17 protein-coding genes and 1 pseudogene are annotated in these 15,909 nt (G+C 69.3%); 8 read left to right on the top strand and 10 right to left on the bottom strand.

Annotated elements, in window-relative coordinates; translation table 11 throughout:
• Positions 1-489: 489 nt before the first annotated feature.
• Positions 490-1,131, bottom strand: coding sequence for a DNA-3-methyladenine glycosylase (locus tag OG963_RS33810; protein ID WP_093772018.1), 642 nt, complete (start codon positions 1,129-1,131; stop codon positions 490-492).
• A gap of 73 nt (positions 1,132-1,204) precedes the next feature.
• Between OG963_RS33810 and OG963_RS33805 the strand changes: the two genes are divergently transcribed.
• The 3 genes from OG963_RS33805 to OG963_RS33795 all read left to right on the top strand — a co-directional run bounded on the left by OG963_RS33805 (position 1,205) and on the right by OG963_RS33795 (position 3,224).
• The gene (locus OG963_RS33805; RefSeq protein ID WP_093772016.1) at positions 1,205-1,987 is read left to right on the top strand and encodes a sporulation protein; all 783 of its coding nucleotides are present in this window, start codon (positions 1,205-1,207) and stop codon (positions 1,985-1,987) included.
• Positions 1,988-2,030: 43 nt separating this feature from the next.
• Positions 2,031-2,561, top strand: a complete 531-nt coding sequence (locus OG963_RS33800) for a YbhB/YbcL family Raf kinase inhibitor-like protein (RefSeq protein WP_093772013.1) — start codon at positions 2,031-2,033, stop codon at positions 2,559-2,561.
• Positions 2,562-2,717: 156 nt separating this feature from the next.
• Positions 2,718-3,224, top strand: a complete 507-nt coding sequence (locus OG963_RS33795) for an HNH endonuclease (RefSeq protein WP_030920231.1) — start codon at positions 2,718-2,720, stop codon at positions 3,222-3,224.
• Positions 3,225-3,393: 169 nt separating this feature from the next.
• On the opposite strand, the gene OG963_RS33790 is transcribed toward OG963_RS33795, so the two are convergent.
• From OG963_RS33790 to OG963_RS33780, 3 genes are all read right to left on the bottom strand, one after another.
• Positions 3,394-4,323: an SPFH domain-containing protein gene (locus OG963_RS33790; protein WP_030920228.1), complete on the bottom strand. Its 930-nt coding sequence runs from the start codon at positions 4,321-4,323 to the stop codon at positions 3,394-3,396.
• Positions 4,324-4,449: 126 nt separating this feature from the next.
• Positions 4,450-4,878, bottom strand: a complete 429-nt coding sequence (locus OG963_RS33785; protein WP_371799776.1) for an NfeD family protein — start codon at positions 4,876-4,878, stop codon at positions 4,450-4,452.
• A gap of 54 nt (positions 4,879-4,932) precedes the next feature.
• Entirely contained in the window at positions 4,933-5,730 is a 798-nt protein-coding gene (locus OG963_RS33780; protein ID WP_093772008.1) for an ABC transporter ATP-binding protein, read from the bottom strand.
• A 123-nt stretch (positions 5,731-5,853) separates the two neighbouring features.
• On the opposite strand from OG963_RS33780, the gene OG963_RS33775 reads away from it, so the two are divergent.
• A complete protein-coding gene (locus OG963_RS33775) occupies positions 5,854-6,636 on the top strand; it encodes a hypothetical protein (RefSeq protein ID WP_093772006.1) in 783 nt (260 codons plus the stop codon).
• Between the two features lie 166 nt (positions 6,637-6,802).
• Here OG963_RS33775 and OG963_RS33770 read toward each other — a convergent pair whose 3' ends face one another.
• The 3 genes from OG963_RS33770 to OG963_RS33760 form a co-directional block, all read right to left on the bottom strand.
• Complete coding sequence (locus OG963_RS33770) at positions 6,803-7,051, bottom strand: chaplin family protein (protein ID WP_030920217.1); 249 nt, start codon at positions 7,049-7,051, stop codon at positions 6,803-6,805.
• Between the two features lie 147 nt (positions 7,052-7,198).
• A complete protein-coding gene (locus OG963_RS33765; protein ID WP_030920215.1) occupies positions 7,199-7,843 on the bottom strand; it encodes a response regulator transcription factor in 645 nt (214 codons plus the stop codon).
• Positions 7,836-8,981: a GAF domain-containing sensor histidine kinase gene (locus OG963_RS33760; protein ID WP_093772004.1), complete on the bottom strand. Its 1,146-nt coding sequence runs from the start codon at positions 8,979-8,981 to the stop codon at positions 7,836-7,838. Before OG963_RS33760 ends, OG963_RS33765 begins: the two co-directional genes overlap by 8 nt.
• 301 nt (positions 8,982-9,282) lie before the next feature.
• On the opposite strand from OG963_RS33760, the gene OG963_RS33755 reads away from it, so the two are divergent.
• Complete coding sequence (locus OG963_RS33755) at positions 9,283-9,813, top strand: hypothetical protein (protein WP_319330582.1); 531 nt, start codon at positions 9,283-9,285, stop codon at positions 9,811-9,813.
• On the opposite strand, the gene OG963_RS33750 is transcribed toward OG963_RS33755, so the two are convergent.
• On the bottom strand, positions 9,770-10,759 hold the full coding sequence (locus tag OG963_RS33750; RefSeq protein ID WP_093929699.1) for an alpha/beta fold hydrolase: 990 nt from the start codon (positions 10,757-10,759) through the stop codon (positions 9,770-9,772). The genes OG963_RS33755 and OG963_RS33750 overlap by 44 nt on opposite strands.
• 178 nt (positions 10,760-10,937) lie before the next feature.
• Between OG963_RS33750 and OG963_RS33745 the strand changes: the two genes are divergently transcribed.
• The gene (locus tag OG963_RS33745; RefSeq protein WP_371126303.1) at positions 10,938-11,552 is read left to right on the top strand and encodes a helix-turn-helix domain-containing protein; all 615 of its coding nucleotides are present in this window, start codon (positions 10,938-10,940) and stop codon (positions 11,550-11,552) included.
• 219 nt (positions 11,553-11,771) lie between these two features.
• Here OG963_RS33745 and OG963_RS33740 read toward each other — a convergent pair whose 3' ends face one another.
• Positions 11,772-13,901, bottom strand: coding sequence for a SpoIIE family protein phosphatase (locus tag OG963_RS33740; RefSeq protein ID WP_371799775.1), 2,130 nt, complete (start codon positions 13,899-13,901; stop codon positions 11,772-11,774).
• Between the two features lie 594 nt (positions 13,902-14,495).
• Positions 14,496-14,678: a hypothetical protein gene (locus OG963_RS33735; protein ID WP_256223514.1), complete on the bottom strand. Its 183-nt coding sequence runs from the start codon at positions 14,676-14,678 to the stop codon at positions 14,496-14,498.
• 4 nt (positions 14,679-14,682) lie between these two features.
• Here OG963_RS33735 and OG963_RS33730 point away from each other — a divergent pair.
• A pseudogene (locus OG963_RS33730) lies at positions 14,683-14,799 on the top strand (S-adenosylmethionine:tRNA ribosyltransferase-isomerase); the annotation flags it as partial.
• A 340-nt stretch (positions 14,800-15,139) separates the two neighbouring features.
• Entirely contained in the window at positions 15,140-15,889 is a 750-nt protein-coding gene (locus tag OG963_RS33725; protein WP_093771998.1) for a transglycosylase SLT domain-containing protein, read from the top strand.
• Positions 15,890-15,909 lie beyond the last annotated feature (20 nt).

Raw genomic sequence — 15,909 nt, 5'->3', positions numbered from 1 at the left:
TCTGGCGTTGACTTTTGGCACGCTGTTGAGTTCTCAAGGAACGGACGCTTCCTTTGTACTCACCCTCTCGGGCTTTCCTCCGGGCTTTTCCCTTCGGTCTTGCGTTTCCGACTCTATCAGACTCTTTCGTGTCCGATTCCCGGTCGAAGCGGGTTGCGCTTTCCAGTTCTTCGCTTTCGCGTCTCCCTTTCCGGCGGTTCCAACCTTACCAGACTCATTTTCGTTCCGTTTGCCGGTTCGAATTTGATTCCAGTGGCCGTTGAAGTGGCCTTTGCCTTTCGGCGTGTTCACTACTTTAGTCGATTTCCTTGGCGGCTCATAATCGAGTCGATGGGTTCGAATTTCGGCATGCCGAAATCGCACCCGCCAGGGTGAGTCGAAGGTAGTGGTTGGCAGCTTCCGAGTGCTCAGGCTTGGTCCGATGGACCGTGCCGACAGCAGTACCCGTTCAAGCGGCTCGGACTACGTTAGGCGGCCGGAGGGGGCGAGTCAAGTTGCTCGACGGCGTGGCACATGGGGTCGATAGGGGCTCACGGTGGGGTCGCCGTCGATCCAGAAACGCCAGGGATGCAGGGCACCGTCGCCGCCCACACCGGTGCGAGGCCCGTTGCGTACCTGGTCGAAGGGGGGCGGTGTGCCGTGGAGTACGGACAACGAAGCACCCGGGTGGGCGATGGCGTCCGTGCCGTTCAGGGCTTTGTCGATGTCCAGGGCGGTGGCCAGGCGGGCTGGACCTTTGGCCAGTTCCCTGTCATTGCGGGCCGAGAATCGACGATTGCGGCTGAGCTCGGCGCCCACCCGGATCTCACCTGCCCGGAGCAGTACACCGCTCGCCATGCCTTCGGGACCGCACACCAGGTTGAGGCAGTGCCACATGCCGTAGGTGAAGTAGACGTACGCATGACCGGGCGGGCCGTACATGACGCTGTTGCGACGGGTGCGGCCACGGAAGGCGTGGGAGCCGGGGTCGATCTCGCCCGCGTACGCCTCCACCTCGGTGAGGCGGAGTTCGATGGGGCCTTCGGCGGTGGCCCGTACCAGCGTCCTGCCCAGGAGGTCGGGTGCCACGTCCAGTACGGGGCGGTCGAAGAAATCGCGTGTCAGCGGCGTACGGTCCAAGCCCTCGATCATGGCGATCGAGGTTACCGGGAACCGACTACGGTCGTGGCGCGTATGTACGGGTCAGGACCAAGGAGGAGTAAACATGGGCTTCAAGCGGCTGCTCGCGAGCATGGGTGCCGGCGGTGCTTCGGTGGAGACGGAGCTGACCGAGCTCAACGTCGTACCGGGTGGGGTCGTCCAGGGCGAGGTGCGGATCCAGGGCGGTTCCGTGGCGCAGCAGATCGAGGGACTGTCGGTCGGCCTGCAGGCGCGCGTCGAGGTCGAGGGCAATGACCAGGAGACGAAGCAGGACATCGAGTTCGCCAAGCTGCGGCTCGGTGGTGCGTTCGAGGTGCAGGCCGGTGCGGTGCACGTCGTACCGTTCGGACTCGAGATTCCGTGGGAGACGCCGATCACGATGTTCGCCGGTCAGCATCTGCACGGCATGAACATCGGTGTGACGACCGAGCTGGAGATCGCCCGGGCGCTGGACTCGGGCGACCTCGACCCGATCAATGTGCACCCGCTGCCGGCGCAGCAGGCGATCCTGGACGCGTTCGGGCAGCTGGGCTTCGGCTTCCGCAGCGCGGACATGGAGCGCGGTCACGTTCGCGGTACGCGTCAGCGGCTGCCGTTCTACCAGGAGATCGAGTTCGTCCCGCCGCAGCAGTACCGGGGTCTGAACCAGGTCGAGCTGACGTTCGTCTCGGACGACCGTGAGATGGACGTCGTCCTGGAGATGGACAAGAAGCCGGGGCTCTTCAGTGAGGGCAGCGACTCGTACCGGGCGTTCAAGGTCGGCCTGCACGACTTCCAGGGGACCGACTGGGCGGCGTACCTCAATCAGTGGCTGGCCCAGGTCGGCGGTCAGCGCAACTGGCTCTAGGGTCGGTGGCGAGTTACCGGAGCCGATCAGGAGAGGTGTTGACGTGACCGAGCCGAAGAGGCCGCCGCTTCCGCATGACTTCCATCCCGAGGTGCCGTCGTTCACGGTGGTGAGCGAGGATCTCGACCCTGGGGCCGTGCTGGCCGATGCCCAGGTGTTCGCGGCCGGGAACACCTCGCCGCAGCTGCGGTGGGAAGGGTTCCCGGCGGAGGCCAAGAGTTTCGCCGTGACCTGCTTCGATCCAGATGCTCCGACGGGCAGCGGGTTCTGGCACTGGGTCGTCTTCGACATCCCGGCGTCCGTCACCGAGCTGCCGGCCGGTGCGGGCAGCGGGAAGTTCGACGGGCTGCCCGAGGGCGCTGTCCAGGTCCGTAACGACTACGGGTCGAAGGAGTTCGGCGGTGCTGCGCCGCCGCCCGGGGAGAACCACCGCTACGTCTTCACCGTGTACGCGGTGGACACCGAGAAGCTGGGGGCCGACAGCGATGTGTCGCCGGCGGTCGTCGGTTTCAATCTGCGGTTCCACACGCTGGGACGTGCTCAGCTGATCGGTGAGTACCCCGGTCCCGCCTAGTACTCGGTGAGCTGAGAGTTCCCCTGCTGTTTGCCCTGCCCTGGTCTTGGAGAGATCAGGGCAGGGCATTTTTTATTGCGTTGTCCATCACGGCCTGCCCAGCCAGAGTTGATCCGGGCCTGCCGGGGGGCGGGCGGCACACGGGAGGTGGGCGAAATGCGGGACACGCTGGTTCTCAACGCGAGCTTCGAGCCGCTGTCGACGGTGACGCTGAACCGTGCGGTGGTGCTGATCCTGCAGGACAAGGCTGTCGTCGAGCAGTCGCACCCCGATCTCCGTATGCGTGGCGCTGCCGTGGACATTCCGGTGCCCCGCGTGATCAGGCTCTGCCGGTACGTACGGGTGCCGTTCCGAAGACAGGCGCCGTGGTCCAGAAGAGGTGTGCTGATACGGGACCAGCACCGGTGCGCGTACTGCGGGCGGCGGGCGACGACGGTCGACCACGTGGTGCCGCGGGCCCAGGGCGGTCAGGACACCTGGCTCAACACGGTGGCGTCCTGCGCCGAGGACAACCACCGCAAGGCGGCCCGGACGCCGGAGCAGGCGGGGATGCCGTTGCTGCGGGAGCCGTTCGTCCCGTCGCCGGCGGAGGCGATGCTGCTGGCGATGGGGGCTGGTGAGCGGTCGGCGCTGCCGGAGTGGCTGGACCGGACTGCGGCGTAGGCGACGTACGTACGTCGCCGTACCGGAAGCCCGTCTTCGTGCGTAAGAAGGCGGGCTTCCGTGTGTCTGCTGATGATCTTTCTCTGATGCGGGTACGCGGGACGGTCGTCCGGCGCCAGTCGGCCTGATCGGTGCGCGGAGCACTGATCAGACCCGGGGTGCGTCCGCGTCAGTCGACCGGGGGTTCCTCGCGGCGCTCCTTGCCGGTGTTGAAGCCCGGGACACCGGTGCCGAGGTTGCCGAAGGCGCCGCTGAGGCCCTTGAGGGCGTCACCGATCTCGCTCGGCACGATCCAGAGCTTGTTGGCGTCGCCCTCGGCGATCTTCGGGAGCATCTGGAGGTACTGGTACGAGAGGAGCTTCTGGTCCGGGTCACCGGCGTGGATCGACTCGAAGACCGTACGGATGGCCTGGGCCTCACCTTCGGCGCGCAGGGCCGCCGCCTTGGCCTCACCTTCGGCTCGCAGGATCGCGGACTGCTTCTCGCCCTCCGCGGTGAGGATCGCGGACTGCCGTGTTCCTTCGGCCTGGAGGATCGCCGCGCGCTTGTCCCGGTCGGCGCGCATCTGCTTCTCCATCGAGTCCTGGATGGAGGTGGGCGGCTCGATCGCCTTGAGCTCGACACGGTTGACGCGGATGCCCCACTTGCCGGTCGCTTCGTCGAGGACTCCACGGAGCGCGGCGTTGATCTCCTCGCGGGAGGTCAGGGTCCGCTCCAGGTCCATGCCACCGATGATGTTGCGGAGGGTGGTGACGGTGAGCTGTTCGATCGCCTGGATGTAGCTGGCGACTTCGTAGGTCGCGGCGCGCGCGTCCGTCACCTGGTAGTAGATGACGGTGTCGATGTTGACGACCAGGTTGTCCTGGGTGATCACCGGCTGGGGCGGGAACGGGACGACCTGTTCACGGAGGTCGATCCGGTTCCGGATGGTGTCGATGAACGGAACGACGATGTTCAGGCCGGCGTTGAGGGTACGGGTGTAGCGGCCGAAGCGCTCCACGATGGCTGCGCTGGCCTGCGGGATGACCTGGATCGTCTTGATCAGGGCGATGAAGACGAGCACCACCAGAATGATCAGGACGATGATGATCGGTTGCATCGTGTTCCTCGTGCCCTTCGGTTGCCGACGGATCGCGATGATCGGGGTCGGATCTCATGAGGTCCGGATCTCATGATGATCGACATCGAGTCTGGCAGACCGCGGTCCGCCGTGTGTGCGGTTCGGTCACATGACGACGGCGGTGGCCCCGTCGATGTCGACGACATCGACCTGCCGGCCGGGTTCGAAGCTCTGCTCCCCGTCGTACGCGCGGGCGGACCAGATCTCGCCGGCCAGCTTGATGCGGCCGCCGTTGCCGTCGACCCGTTCCAGGACGACGGCCTGACGGCCTTTCAGCGCGTCGATGCCGGTGGCGAGTCGGGGCCGGTCCGCGCGGTGTCGGGCGGCGAGCGGACGGACCACCGCGATGAGCGCGACGGAGACCACCACGAAGACCAGGACCTGGGCCACGATGCCGCCGCCGAGAGCCGCGACAACTGCCGCGGCGACCGCTCCGACAGCGAACATCCCGAACTCGGGCATCGCGGTCAGCACGAGCGGAATGCCCAGCCCGACCGCACCGATCAGCCACCACACCCACGCGTCGATGTCCACGTGGTCATGGTAGGACCGCGGGTCCCTTCGCCGACAGGGTTGCGATCAGGACATTCAGGACAACGGAAGGCCGTGCGCGGTGTATCGCTCGCCGGCGTGCTCGACGATGAGCGGCAGACCGAAGCAGAGGGAGAGGTTGCGGGAGGTGAGCTCGGTCTCCATGGGGCCCGCGGCGAGGACCTTGCCCTGACGGATCATGAGGACGTGGGTGAAGCCCGGGGCGATCTCCTCGACATGGTGGGTGACCATGATCATCGAGGGGGCCAACGGGTCACGGGCGAGCCGGCCGAGACGACGGACCAGGTCCTCGCGGCCACCGAGGTCGAGACCGGCGGCGGGTTCGTCGAGGAGGAGAAGCTCGGGGTCGGTCATCATCGCGCGGGCGATCAGCGTGCGCTTGCGCTCACCCTCGGAGAGGGTTCCGAACTTCCGGTCGAGGTACTCGGTCATGCCGAGCCGGTCGAGGAAGGCGCGGGCGCGGTCCTCGTCGACGGCGTCGTAGTTCTCGTGCCAGGTGGCAGTCATGCCGTACGCGGCGGTGAGCACCGTCTGAAGGACCGTCTGGCGCTTGGGAAGCTTCTCGGCCATGGCGACACCCGCGATACCGATCCGGGGACGCAGATCGAAGACGTCGGTGCCGACGCCGCCGAGCTGCTCACCGAGGACCTTGGCGCTGCCCTTGGTGGGGAAGAGGTAGCTGGACGCGATGTTGAGGAGAGTGGTCTTGCCGGCGCCGTTCGGGCCGAGGATGACCCAGCGCTCCCCCTCCTTGACCGACCAGGAGACGTCGTCCACCAGAGCGCGTCCGTCGCGGACCACGGATACGTCCACCAGCTCCAGTACATCGCTCATGAGCGCGTTGTCTCCCCATACAGTCTCGAGATCGTCGCGTGCCTGTGGGCACAGCTCCCAGGGAAAACCTACGCCACCCCAGGAGTGCTCCAGCTCTTAGGTCCGGTTCCCTAGGCTGTTCCCATGCTTTCGGAACCACGCTCAGGGCTGCTGGCCGCATGGGGCAACGCGCTTCTGGCCGGACTTGTGTCGCCGGACGACGCGGCGCTCGGCATTGTCGGAGAGGACGCGGTGCACCGCGTCGAGGGATTGCCCGGTGAGGCGGGGCCGGTCGGGCTCACGCTCGCGCTGGGGCGGCTGCGGGGACTGGGGGCGACGGGCTTCCGGGTCGCGCTGCCGGTGCCGGGGCATCCGCTGGGGCTCAGCGGGCCGCCGGAATTCAACGCCCGGGCGTTGGAGGCGGAGGAGGCGGTGATCGCCTCCGGTGTGCCGTACGGGCTGGTGCCCGAGGTCCGGGAGGTGGGGCCGGCCGGGGATCTGCACGTCGAGGTGGTGTGGCGCTGTCTGCCGGTGCGGGAGGCGCCGCCGGCCGATGTGCCGTCGCTGAGCGAGGCGGAGCGGGAGCTCGCCGAGGCCCTGCGTGATGCGACGGCGGTGCTGTCGCGACTGGACGTGGCCGGCTCGGGGCCGGTGGCGGAGGCCGCGGTGGACGCGTACCGGGCGCGGGCGGAGCGGGGGCGGGAGGTGCTCGCTCCCGGGTATCCGCCACGGGCGGTAAGGGTGCTGGAGCTGGCTCAGCGGGTGGGGCTGCTGATCTCGGTGGCGTACGAGAACGGGCACGGCGGGGCGGTGAGCGCATCGGAGATCGCGGCGCGGGCGGATGCGTTGCGGCCGGTGGAGCGAGTGGCCCGGCGGGCTCAGGTGGCCGCGTACAACGCCTATGTGGAGGCCCGGGAGCGGGGGTGACCCGCGGGGTGGAGCACCGGAGCCGTGCGGTGCCCGCTCTGTCCTCGACCGCCGAACGGGATGGATGGTTGAGGTTGATGGGCCGCCACTTGGGATGCGGCGCCGCACGGTTGATGCCGGACGCGTCCCTGGTGGGGCCCGTCCGGCATCAACTGGCTTGTGCTGGTCAGCGGTTCAGACCGAAGTTGCCGAAGGCCGGGTTGAGCAGGCCGATCACGTTGACCGTGTTGCCAACCACGTTCACCGGGACATGGACCGGGACCTGGATGACGTTGCCGCTGACCACGCCCGGGGAGTGGGTCGCCGCGCCGTGCGCGCCCGCCCCGTGGCCGGTGGCGGAGGCCGCGCCCGCGCCCGCGGCGATGATGCCACCGGCGATCACGGTGACGGCAGCGGCCTTCTTCAGGTTCTTCACTTCAGGATCCTCCTAGCGTCGCTGCGGCCAGCCGCCGCAGCACGCCATGGAGAACGCTCCCGCGCCGCACAGGATGCGCCGTATGGGTGACATACACCCGACAGTATGAATCTCGGCCTGGAGGGAACCGGTCCGCTTCGGCCCTGATCAGCCTGCCACCCCATGCCGGACGGCCCAGAGGGCGGCCTGGGTGCGGTCCGACAGATCCAGCTTCATCAGAATGTTCGATACGTGCGTCTTGACGGTCTTCTCCGAGAGGACCAGCGCCCTGGCGATCTCACGGTTGGAACGGCCGTCGGCGATCAGGCCCAGCACCTCCCGCTCCCGGTCGGTCAGAGTGCTCCCCCGGCCCGTACCGCCGCCGGCGTCCTCCTGGGCGAGCAGGGCTCCGGCGACCTCCGGCTGGAGCAGGACATGGCCCGCGTACACCGAGCGGATGGCGCCGGCCAGTGCGTCCGGGTCGACGTCCTTGTACACGTAGCCGGAGGCGCCCGCGCGCAGGGCAGGGACCACCGTGCGCTGCTCGGTGAAGCTGGTGACGATCAGCACCTTGGCCGGGTTCTCCAGCTCCCGGAGCTTGCGGAGCGCCTCGATGCCGTCCGTGCCCGGCATCTTGATGTCCATCAGGACCACGTCGGGGTGCAGCTCCTCGCTCCTGGCCACACCCTCCGCGCCGTCGGCCGCCTCGCCGACGACCTCTATGTCGTCCTGGATCTCCAGGAACGTACGCAGACCACGGCGGACCACCTGGTGGTCGTCGACCAGCAGCACCCTGATGATCTTGTCAGCCACCGGGTACCTCCATCTCGATCGTGGTGCCCTTGCCGGGCGCCGATTCAACGGTGAGCCTTCCGCCGACCCCGCTCGCGCGGTCCCGCATCGACACCAGACCCAGATGCCGGCCGGCCTGCCGCGTTGCCGCGGGTTCGAATCCGCTGCCGTCATCGGTGATCCGCAGCACCGTGCCCGAGCCGTGCCGGGCCAACGTGACGTCGACCCGGTCGGCGCCCGAGTGGCGCAGCGCATTGTGCAGGGCTTCCTGGGAGACCCTGAGCAACGCCTCCTCCTGGGCGGCGGGCATGGCCCGTACGCCGAGGCTCTCGAAGGTGACCCGGGCGGTGTGGGCGCGGTCCAGCACCTGGATCTGGGTGCGGAGCGTCGCGACGAGACCGTCCTCGTCGAGCGCGGCGGGGCGCAGCTCGACGACGGCGGCGCGCAGCTCGTCCGCCGCCTCGGCGGCCAGCGCGGCGACCTGCTGGAGCTCGCCCTTGGCGCGAGCCGGATCGCGGTCGACCAGAGCGGCGGCGGCCTGCGCCGTCAGCCGCAGGGAGAACAGCTTCTGGCTGACCGCGTCGTGAAGCTCGTGGGCGAGCCGGGACCGTTCCTCGGAGATGGTGAGCTCACGGCTGCGCTCGTACAGCCGGGCGTTGGTGAGGGCGATCGCCGCGTGCTGGGCGAGGATCGACAGCAGCTCCTCGTCCTGTGCGGTGAAGCCGCAGCCGCCCTGTGGCTTGGGGCATCGCTTGTTGGCCAGGAAGAGGGCGCCGATGATCTCGTCGCCGTCCCTGATCGGCAGGCCGAGGAAATCGGACATGTCGGGGTGGGCGTCGGGCCAGCCCTCGAAGCGAGGGTCCTCGCGGACGTCGGCGAGGCGCTGGGGCTTCGCCTCGTGGAGCATCGCGGCGAGGATGCCGTGCTGCCGGGGCAGCGGGCCGATGGCCTTCCACTGCTCGTCGCTGACGCCGTCGACGACGAACTGGGCGAAGCCGCCGTGGTCGTCGGGGACGCCCAGGGCCGCGTACTCGGCGTCCAGCAGGTCGCGGGCCGAGGCGACGATCGTCTTCAGGACGTCACGCATTTCGAGGTGCCGGCTCATGGCGAGCAGCGCGGCACTGACCGCTGCGAGGCCCGACGGTGGGCTGTGACTCATGGCCTCACCGTACCGGCGGGGTGGTCGCGCCGTATCGGCCTGTGGACGGCGGGTGCTTAGGGCGCTGGGCCTAGGTCGAAGTTCCTTGCGGGTGCGGCTCACGGCCGAGGCGCGGCACGTGGGGGGGCGGCCAGTTCCCCGCTGCGCGCCGCGGTGTCCGGCTCCAGCGCGAGCACGGCCGTCACCCGAATCTGTGCCGGGGACATGACCCTGTCGAGTACTGGCCGAGTTGGCGGGCCAGGGCGGAGAGGGTGGCCGTCTCCGGCGCGGGCTGCGGCGGGATCTCCCCGCCCCAGGCGCGGTGCGGGCATCCCCAGCGCCTCGCGCAGCAGGTCGATGCACTTTCGGCGGATCTCGTCGGTCGCCTGCGAGGTGGGCGCGAAGGCGCCCGCGACCCGCCGGTGCGGCAGCACCGGACTCCGCGGAGCCGTACGTACAGGCGGAGCGCCTCTTCTTCCGGGAGCCGCTGCACCAGCTCACCGCCGACTGGACGACCTACCGCAGCCATCGCTGGCCGGCCTCGTCCAACCCCCACCTGCTGGTCAGCCGGAAGAGCGCGGTCGACCCCGACCACCCGGCCGTCAGCATCGGCGCCCTGAGCGGAGCCCTTCCCCGCGGGCTGACACTGAGCGGCCTGAGACAAGACCGCATCCTCAACGAACCAGCCGAAAGCGCCGACCCGCTCAAGCTGATGCGGCTGTTCGGCATCATCGAGCAGACCGCCACGCGCTACGTCACCGCCGCCCACCCCGAACGAACCGCCGAGCTGCCCAAGTGGCCCACCTGGTTCAGCCCTGGAGGGTGGCGAGCCAGTCGGTCAGCAGGCGGTTGACCTCGTCGGGGCGTTCCTGCTGGATCCAGTGGCCGCAGCCGTCCAGGAGGTGGGAGGCGGTCAGAGCGGGGAGGGTGGTGGGAAAGGCGTCGATGGCGTCGGCCATCCAGGTGGTGGAGGCGTCCAGGGCGCCGCCGATGAATAGGGCGGGCTGCTTGATCGGGGCTCCGCGGTGCGGGGCGAGGTCTTCCCAGTCTCGGTCCATGTTGCGATAGCGGTTGAGTGCGCTGGTGATCCCTGTGCGCTCGAACTCCCCGGCGTAGACGTCGAGGTCGTCCTTGCTCAGCCAGGCCGGGAGGACCCTCGTGGGGAAGCGGTCGCGCAGCCGGCCGCCGGGGCGGGCAACGAAGTGCGGGTCGGGTTCGCCCTGGGCGGGCATGGTGTCGGCGGACAGGGCCGCGTAGAAGCCCGCGAGCCAACCCCGGACGTCGGGCTCGATCTCCGCCTCGGCGCGGCCGGGCTCCTGGAAGTAGGAGACGTAGAACTCCTGCTCGGGGCCGCCGATCCGGCCGAAGATGTCGGTGGGGCGGGGACCGCCGGGCGGCGCGTAGGGGACGCTCAGCAGGCCGACGGCGCGGAAGACCTCGGGGTGGAGCAGGGCGGAGGCGGAGGCAATGTTGGAGCCCCAGTCGTGGCCGACGACCACCGCGTTCTCCTCGCGGAGGGCGCGCACGACGGCGACGTTGTCCTCCACCAGGTCGAGCATCCGGTAGGCGCCGGTCGCCTCCGGCTTGGAGGAACGGCCGTAGCCCCGCACGTCGATCGCCACCGCCCGGTAACCGGCCGCGGCGAGGGCCGGGACCTGGCGGCGCCAGGAGTACCAGGACTCGGGAAAGCCGTGCACGAGCAGGACCAGCGGGCCCGTGCCCTGCTCGACCAGGTGCAGGCGCCCGGCCGGAGCCTCAACGGTGCGGTGGCGGAGTTCGGCGGACGGCTCGGACTGCATGGGGCTTCTCCTGGGTTCGCGAGCTGACGTAGGTACCCATCGATCATGCGACGCGGCCACCGTCCGACGCGATCATCCTTGCCATTCTGGCAAACTTGCAGGACAGGGCAATGGAGCGACGTGTTCGGAAGGGGTGGGCAGGGTGACGGGCGGCGATGTGGCCGACACGTTGGCGGCGATGGGCACCCGGCTGCGGGCCGCGCGCGAGCGGCGCGGCGTCACGCTCACCGGCGTCAGCTGCGCGACAGGCATCTCCCCGAGCACGCTGTCGCGGATCGAGACCGGCCGTCGCAAGCCCACGCTGGAGGTGGTGCTGCAACTGTCGAAGGAGTACGGCGTCTCCCTGGACGAGCTGGCCGGTACCGCGCCCCCTCCCACGGCCGGGCCCCGCACCTCGGCGCCTCAGCTTTACGGCGACGACAAGGCGGTGCTGCCGCTGACCCGGTACGTCGGCGGTCTGCACGCCCACAAGCACGTCCTGCCCGCCGTGGAGGAGCCGCCCACGCGGCCGCGGCAGGTCTCGCACGACGGCTACGAGTGGCTGTGCGTCCTGTACGGGCGGCTGCGGCTCGCGCTCGGCGACCATGACCTCGTCCTGACTGCCGGGGAAGTTGCCGAGTTCGACACCCGCACCCCGCATGGGGTGGTGAACGCCGGCTCCGGTGGGCCTGTTGAGTACCTGATCATGTTCGGGCCCCAGGGCGAGCGCCTACGGCTGCGCACCCCTCCGGCCGTTGGCCGCGGGAACCGTCAGCCGAATCGCGCCCAGGCCGGCCGCGAAGCGCATCCGTAGGGTCCGGAACCCGTTCCGACAAGACAGCGAAACCACGACTTGCGCGTAGGTTCGCGGCCAAGGGCCGCCCAGCCGCACGGGCCAACCCCTGGGTCAGGTCACAGCATCCAGGGGTGACCGCCGGCCGGCACGGTCACGGCGGAACCTGCGAGTGCGCTGACGAACCGCCCAGCGTCTTTCCGCACCAGGGAGCCCCGCCGAGCCCGGTGGCCCTTGGTGTCAGCGGCTGTGTTGTTGAGGGCGCATGAGGAGCAGGGCGATGTCGTCGTTGCGAGGAGCGGACCGTTGGGCGTGGTGGATGAGGGTGTCTGCGAGGGCGTCCAGGGTCTGGCCCCGGGCCTGTGCGAGCTGGGCGGCGAGGTCGGCGGTGGCGTCATCGAGGTCGATGCCGGGGGTTTCGACGAGTCCGTCCGTGTACAGGGCGAGCACGGCCCCGGGCGGCAGGGGGATGTTGGTCTCCGGGTATTCGGCGGTGGGGTCGATGCCGAGCAGAAGCCCGGGTGTCAGCGGGATGATCTCGGTGTGCAGGTCGGGGTGGCGCAGGAGTGGGGGCGGGTGGCCGGCGGTGGCCAGACAGGCGCGATGGCGTGCCAGGTCGAGCTGGACGTAGAGGCAGCTGGTGAACAGTCCGGGGTCGAGGTCGGTGAGCAGGCGGTTGGTACGGGCGAGGACTTGGCCGGGCGATGCGCCGGCCGTGGCGTGGACGGCGGTGCGGACCTGCCCCATGAGGGCGGCGGCGTTCACGTTGTGGCCTTGGACGTCGCCGATTGCTGCGGCGGCCAGGTCGGTGTCGAGATGAATGAGGTCGTAGAAGTCGCCGCCGACATCGATGCCCTGAGCGGTGGGGAGGTAGCGGGTGGCCACGTCCAGGCCGGGGACGCAGGGCAGCGCGTGGGGCAGCAGGCTGGCTTGCAAGCCGTGGGCGAGAGCCTGAGTGGCGTCGTAGAGGCGGCCGCGGTCCAGAGCCTGGGCGATCAGCCCGGCGGTCGAGGTGAGGACAGCTCGTTCTTCGGGCGTGAAGGGATGCGGCCGGTCGTACGCGAGGACCAGCGAGCCGACGGCCCGGCCGGAGGTGATCAGGGGCAGGAAGGCCCAGGCGGCCTTGCCGTCCTGCAAGACGGCGGGGGGATAAGCGCGCTTGAGGTCCGCGAAGGTGGCGTAGAAGCTGGGGACGCCGCTGGCCAGGGCAGCCACGGCAGGGGTGTCCGAGGCCAGGGGGATGCCGTCGAAACGGTCCATCAGTGCGGCGGAGTAGCCGCGGTATCCGATGATCCGCAGCCGGCCCTCCTCGGCGATCATCAGAGCGAGGGCTTGCGCCTCGAAGGCGGTCGGGATCAGGTCAGCGATCCGGTCGATCACGTCCATGACCCCGACGGCGTCGTTCAGCGTGGCGGCGAGGTGCATCAGGTGGTGGTGGATGGTCGACCGGCCCGGTGCAGCCAGTGGTACGGGGTGCAGAACCTGTGACGTCTCCGCGGCAGGGGTCGGGGAGGCCGGGGTGATGCGGACGCTGATGCCGGAGACGTCCGGGTAAAGGTGGAAGGACAGCCACCGGTCCGGTGGGCGCAGGGCGGTGAAGGAGGTTGGCTCGTGGCTGAGTACCGCGGCCCGGTAGCGGTCTTCGACGACTGGGTCGTCCAGCCATGGCAGGACCTGCCTGGGCAGGACGCCCAGCAGGTCGACGGCGCCGGCGCCGAGGAGGTCGGCGGCGGCGGTTGTGATGAAGGTGATCCGGCCGTCAAGGTCCAAGGTGCAGCATCCTCCGGGCAGGCGATCGGCGAAGTCCGCCGCCTCCTGGGTCGGCCCGCGAGCGCGGGCACGCAGGGGGGCCAGGATGTGCGGTTCGGGCCCGGGCAGCAGCGGGTGGCCGCTGTCGGCTGCCTGCCGCAGGAGAAGACCCAGGCGGCGACAGCAGGTAAGGACCGCGTTGCGTTCGTGTCGGGTCAGCGGCGTCGGATGCGAGCTGGGCCACCGCCCCACCAGGGCGCCCCAGACGGTGGTGCCGGTGGTGATCGGGGCCGCGGCCGCCGAGAAGGGGTAGGGCAGCGCGAGCGCCATAAGCGGGTAGCGTCGCGCCATCTCTTCCTGGCCGCCTATCCACACAAGGCGCCGCTCGCGCACGGCGTCGGTCGCCGGGGTACGGGCCGCCAGCGGCACCTGCGTCCAGTGAGCGGCGATCTGCCGGGGAACGCCCTCCAGCACCGCCAGCCGCAGCGCCCGCTCGCCCGGCGCCAGCAGGTATACCAGGCACCCGCAGGCACCTGTCTCCCGCATGAACTGGTCCACAGCGGCATCGAGTAGATGCGTGCCGGGGCCTGTGCCAGTGCCGCAGCCGGCAGGGCCCCTCATGCTCTCACCCTCCCGAGCGGCACCAGGCAGGGATCCCTCCAGGCGCCTGAAGCGACGTCTGGCCGCCTCCGCGCCGATGCCCAGACCGGCACCGATCTGCGCCCAGCTGGCCCCGGTTCGTCGGTCCGCCAGCACCGCACAGCGCACCAGCTGATCGGCCAGCGCAGGCACCTCCGCCACGGCGGCCACATGGCAGCCCTCCGCTCCTTGCCCCGGGCGCGAGTCGCTCGCCTGCTGGGTTGCGGCCTGCACCTGCGTGAGGAGATCCGCTTCCGTGAACACCAGCGCCTGCCGTGCCTCAGCGGCAGCCTGCCAGCGACGCCTGGCTCGCCAGGCCGCCTGCCGATGCGCCTGATGGCAATACCGCCTACCCGGGCCTGCCGACTCCGGCAGTGGAGCTTCACACCAGGCGCATCGATCGTCACCCATGTACCGATCGTCGCCCATATAGGGGCAATATGCCATGCTGCCGTGACGACGATGTCCACCGGGACGGTGGCGGCTGCACCTATATGTCGGCCGGCCTACGTACCGATCGTGTCGGCATCAGGATGCTCAGACTGCCGCACATGTCGGCAGCGGGTTCGCCCCCCTTCAGGTGAGTCCGACGGAGGCGTTGTCGTCCCAGCCGTCCTCGCGCTGCATGTAGCCGAGCATGGAGCGGGAGTGACGGGCCCGGCCGCCCGGGTCGGCGATGGCGATGCCGTCGCGCCCGCGCTTCCGAGCGGTGGAGGCGAGCCCGATGCGCAGGGAGTGGCCGGTCCAGTGGAGCGGCACCCTGGCGCGGGTGTCGGTGGAGGTGCCGGGTCCGCTGCGGCGGTACGGGCGGCCGATCCGTTACGGCTATACGGAGCGGGACCAGCCGCGTTCCGCGTATCAGACGGTCTTCGCCGTGGACTCCACGTGCACCTGCCGTTCCTCGATCCGGAACATGACACTCCGAATTGCTGAAGCAACGTACGGCGAGGTTGTTACACGGCTGATGTGAGGCCGCGCATAGGACCCACGTCACTTACGAAGCTCACTAGTGGATAGCTAAGTCCCACATCAGTCGGCATGAGCCCGGACCGTCACAGCAGAGCGGGTTCGTGATCCACTATCCCGGATCGTACGTCACATAATTGCCACGGCATTTTGCGGCCGCTAAGAATTGCTCTCGTCCCCGACGGAGATGCGAACCCGTCGCATCCGTCTTCGTCCTCCGTGAGGACCCCGCAATTCGAAGAGGTACGACTGCAATGTCCACGTTCAGCATCCACAGCCGTCTTCGTCGTCTGAGCAAGACCCAGAAGCTCTCCGCCGCGGGTGTCTCCGCCGCCGCCTGTGCCGCTCTCTCGCTCTCCCTCGTCCCGGCCCACGCCGAGACCCCTGCCGAGCCGCAGGCCTCCTCCGCCGCACCGGTGGTCATCGCCGGCCTCCCGCAGGCCAAGACCATCCAGGCCAGCATCATCGAGCAGCACTCCACCGCCGAGAAGCTGGTGAAGGCCGCCGACGCCGTCAAGGCGAAGCATGCCGCCGCCGCCAAGGCCAAGGCGAAGGCCGCCGCGAAGGCCAAGGCTGCCGCGAAGGCCAAGGCGAAGGCGAAGGCCGTCGCAAAGGCCAAGGCCGATGTCGCGAAGCGGTCCTCCCAGGCCGCCAGCCGCTCCGCCGCCCGCACCCCGGTCTACGCGGACAACCTGAACGGCTGGATCACCGAGGCGCTGGACATCATGAAGGCCCACGGAATCCCGGGCTCGTACGACGGCCTGCACCGCAACATCATGCGGGAGTCCACCGGTAACCCGAACGCGGTCAACGGCTGGGACATCAACGCCCAGAACGGCACCCCGTCCTGCGGCCTGCTGCAGGTCATCCAGCCGACCTTCAACGCGTACCACGTCTCCGGTACCTCGACGAACATCTACGACCCGGTCGCCAACATCACCGCCGCCGCCAACTACGCGGCCGACCGGTACGGCTCGATCGACAACGTCAACAGCGCGTACTGATCAACCGAAGACGTCATGCT

The sequence above is a fragment of the Streptomyces sp. NBC_01707 genome (assembly GCF_041438805.1).
GTDB lineage: Bacteria > Actinomycetota > Actinomycetes > Streptomycetales > Streptomycetaceae > Streptomyces.
This window is presented reverse-complemented; position numbering and strand designations above follow the sequence as displayed.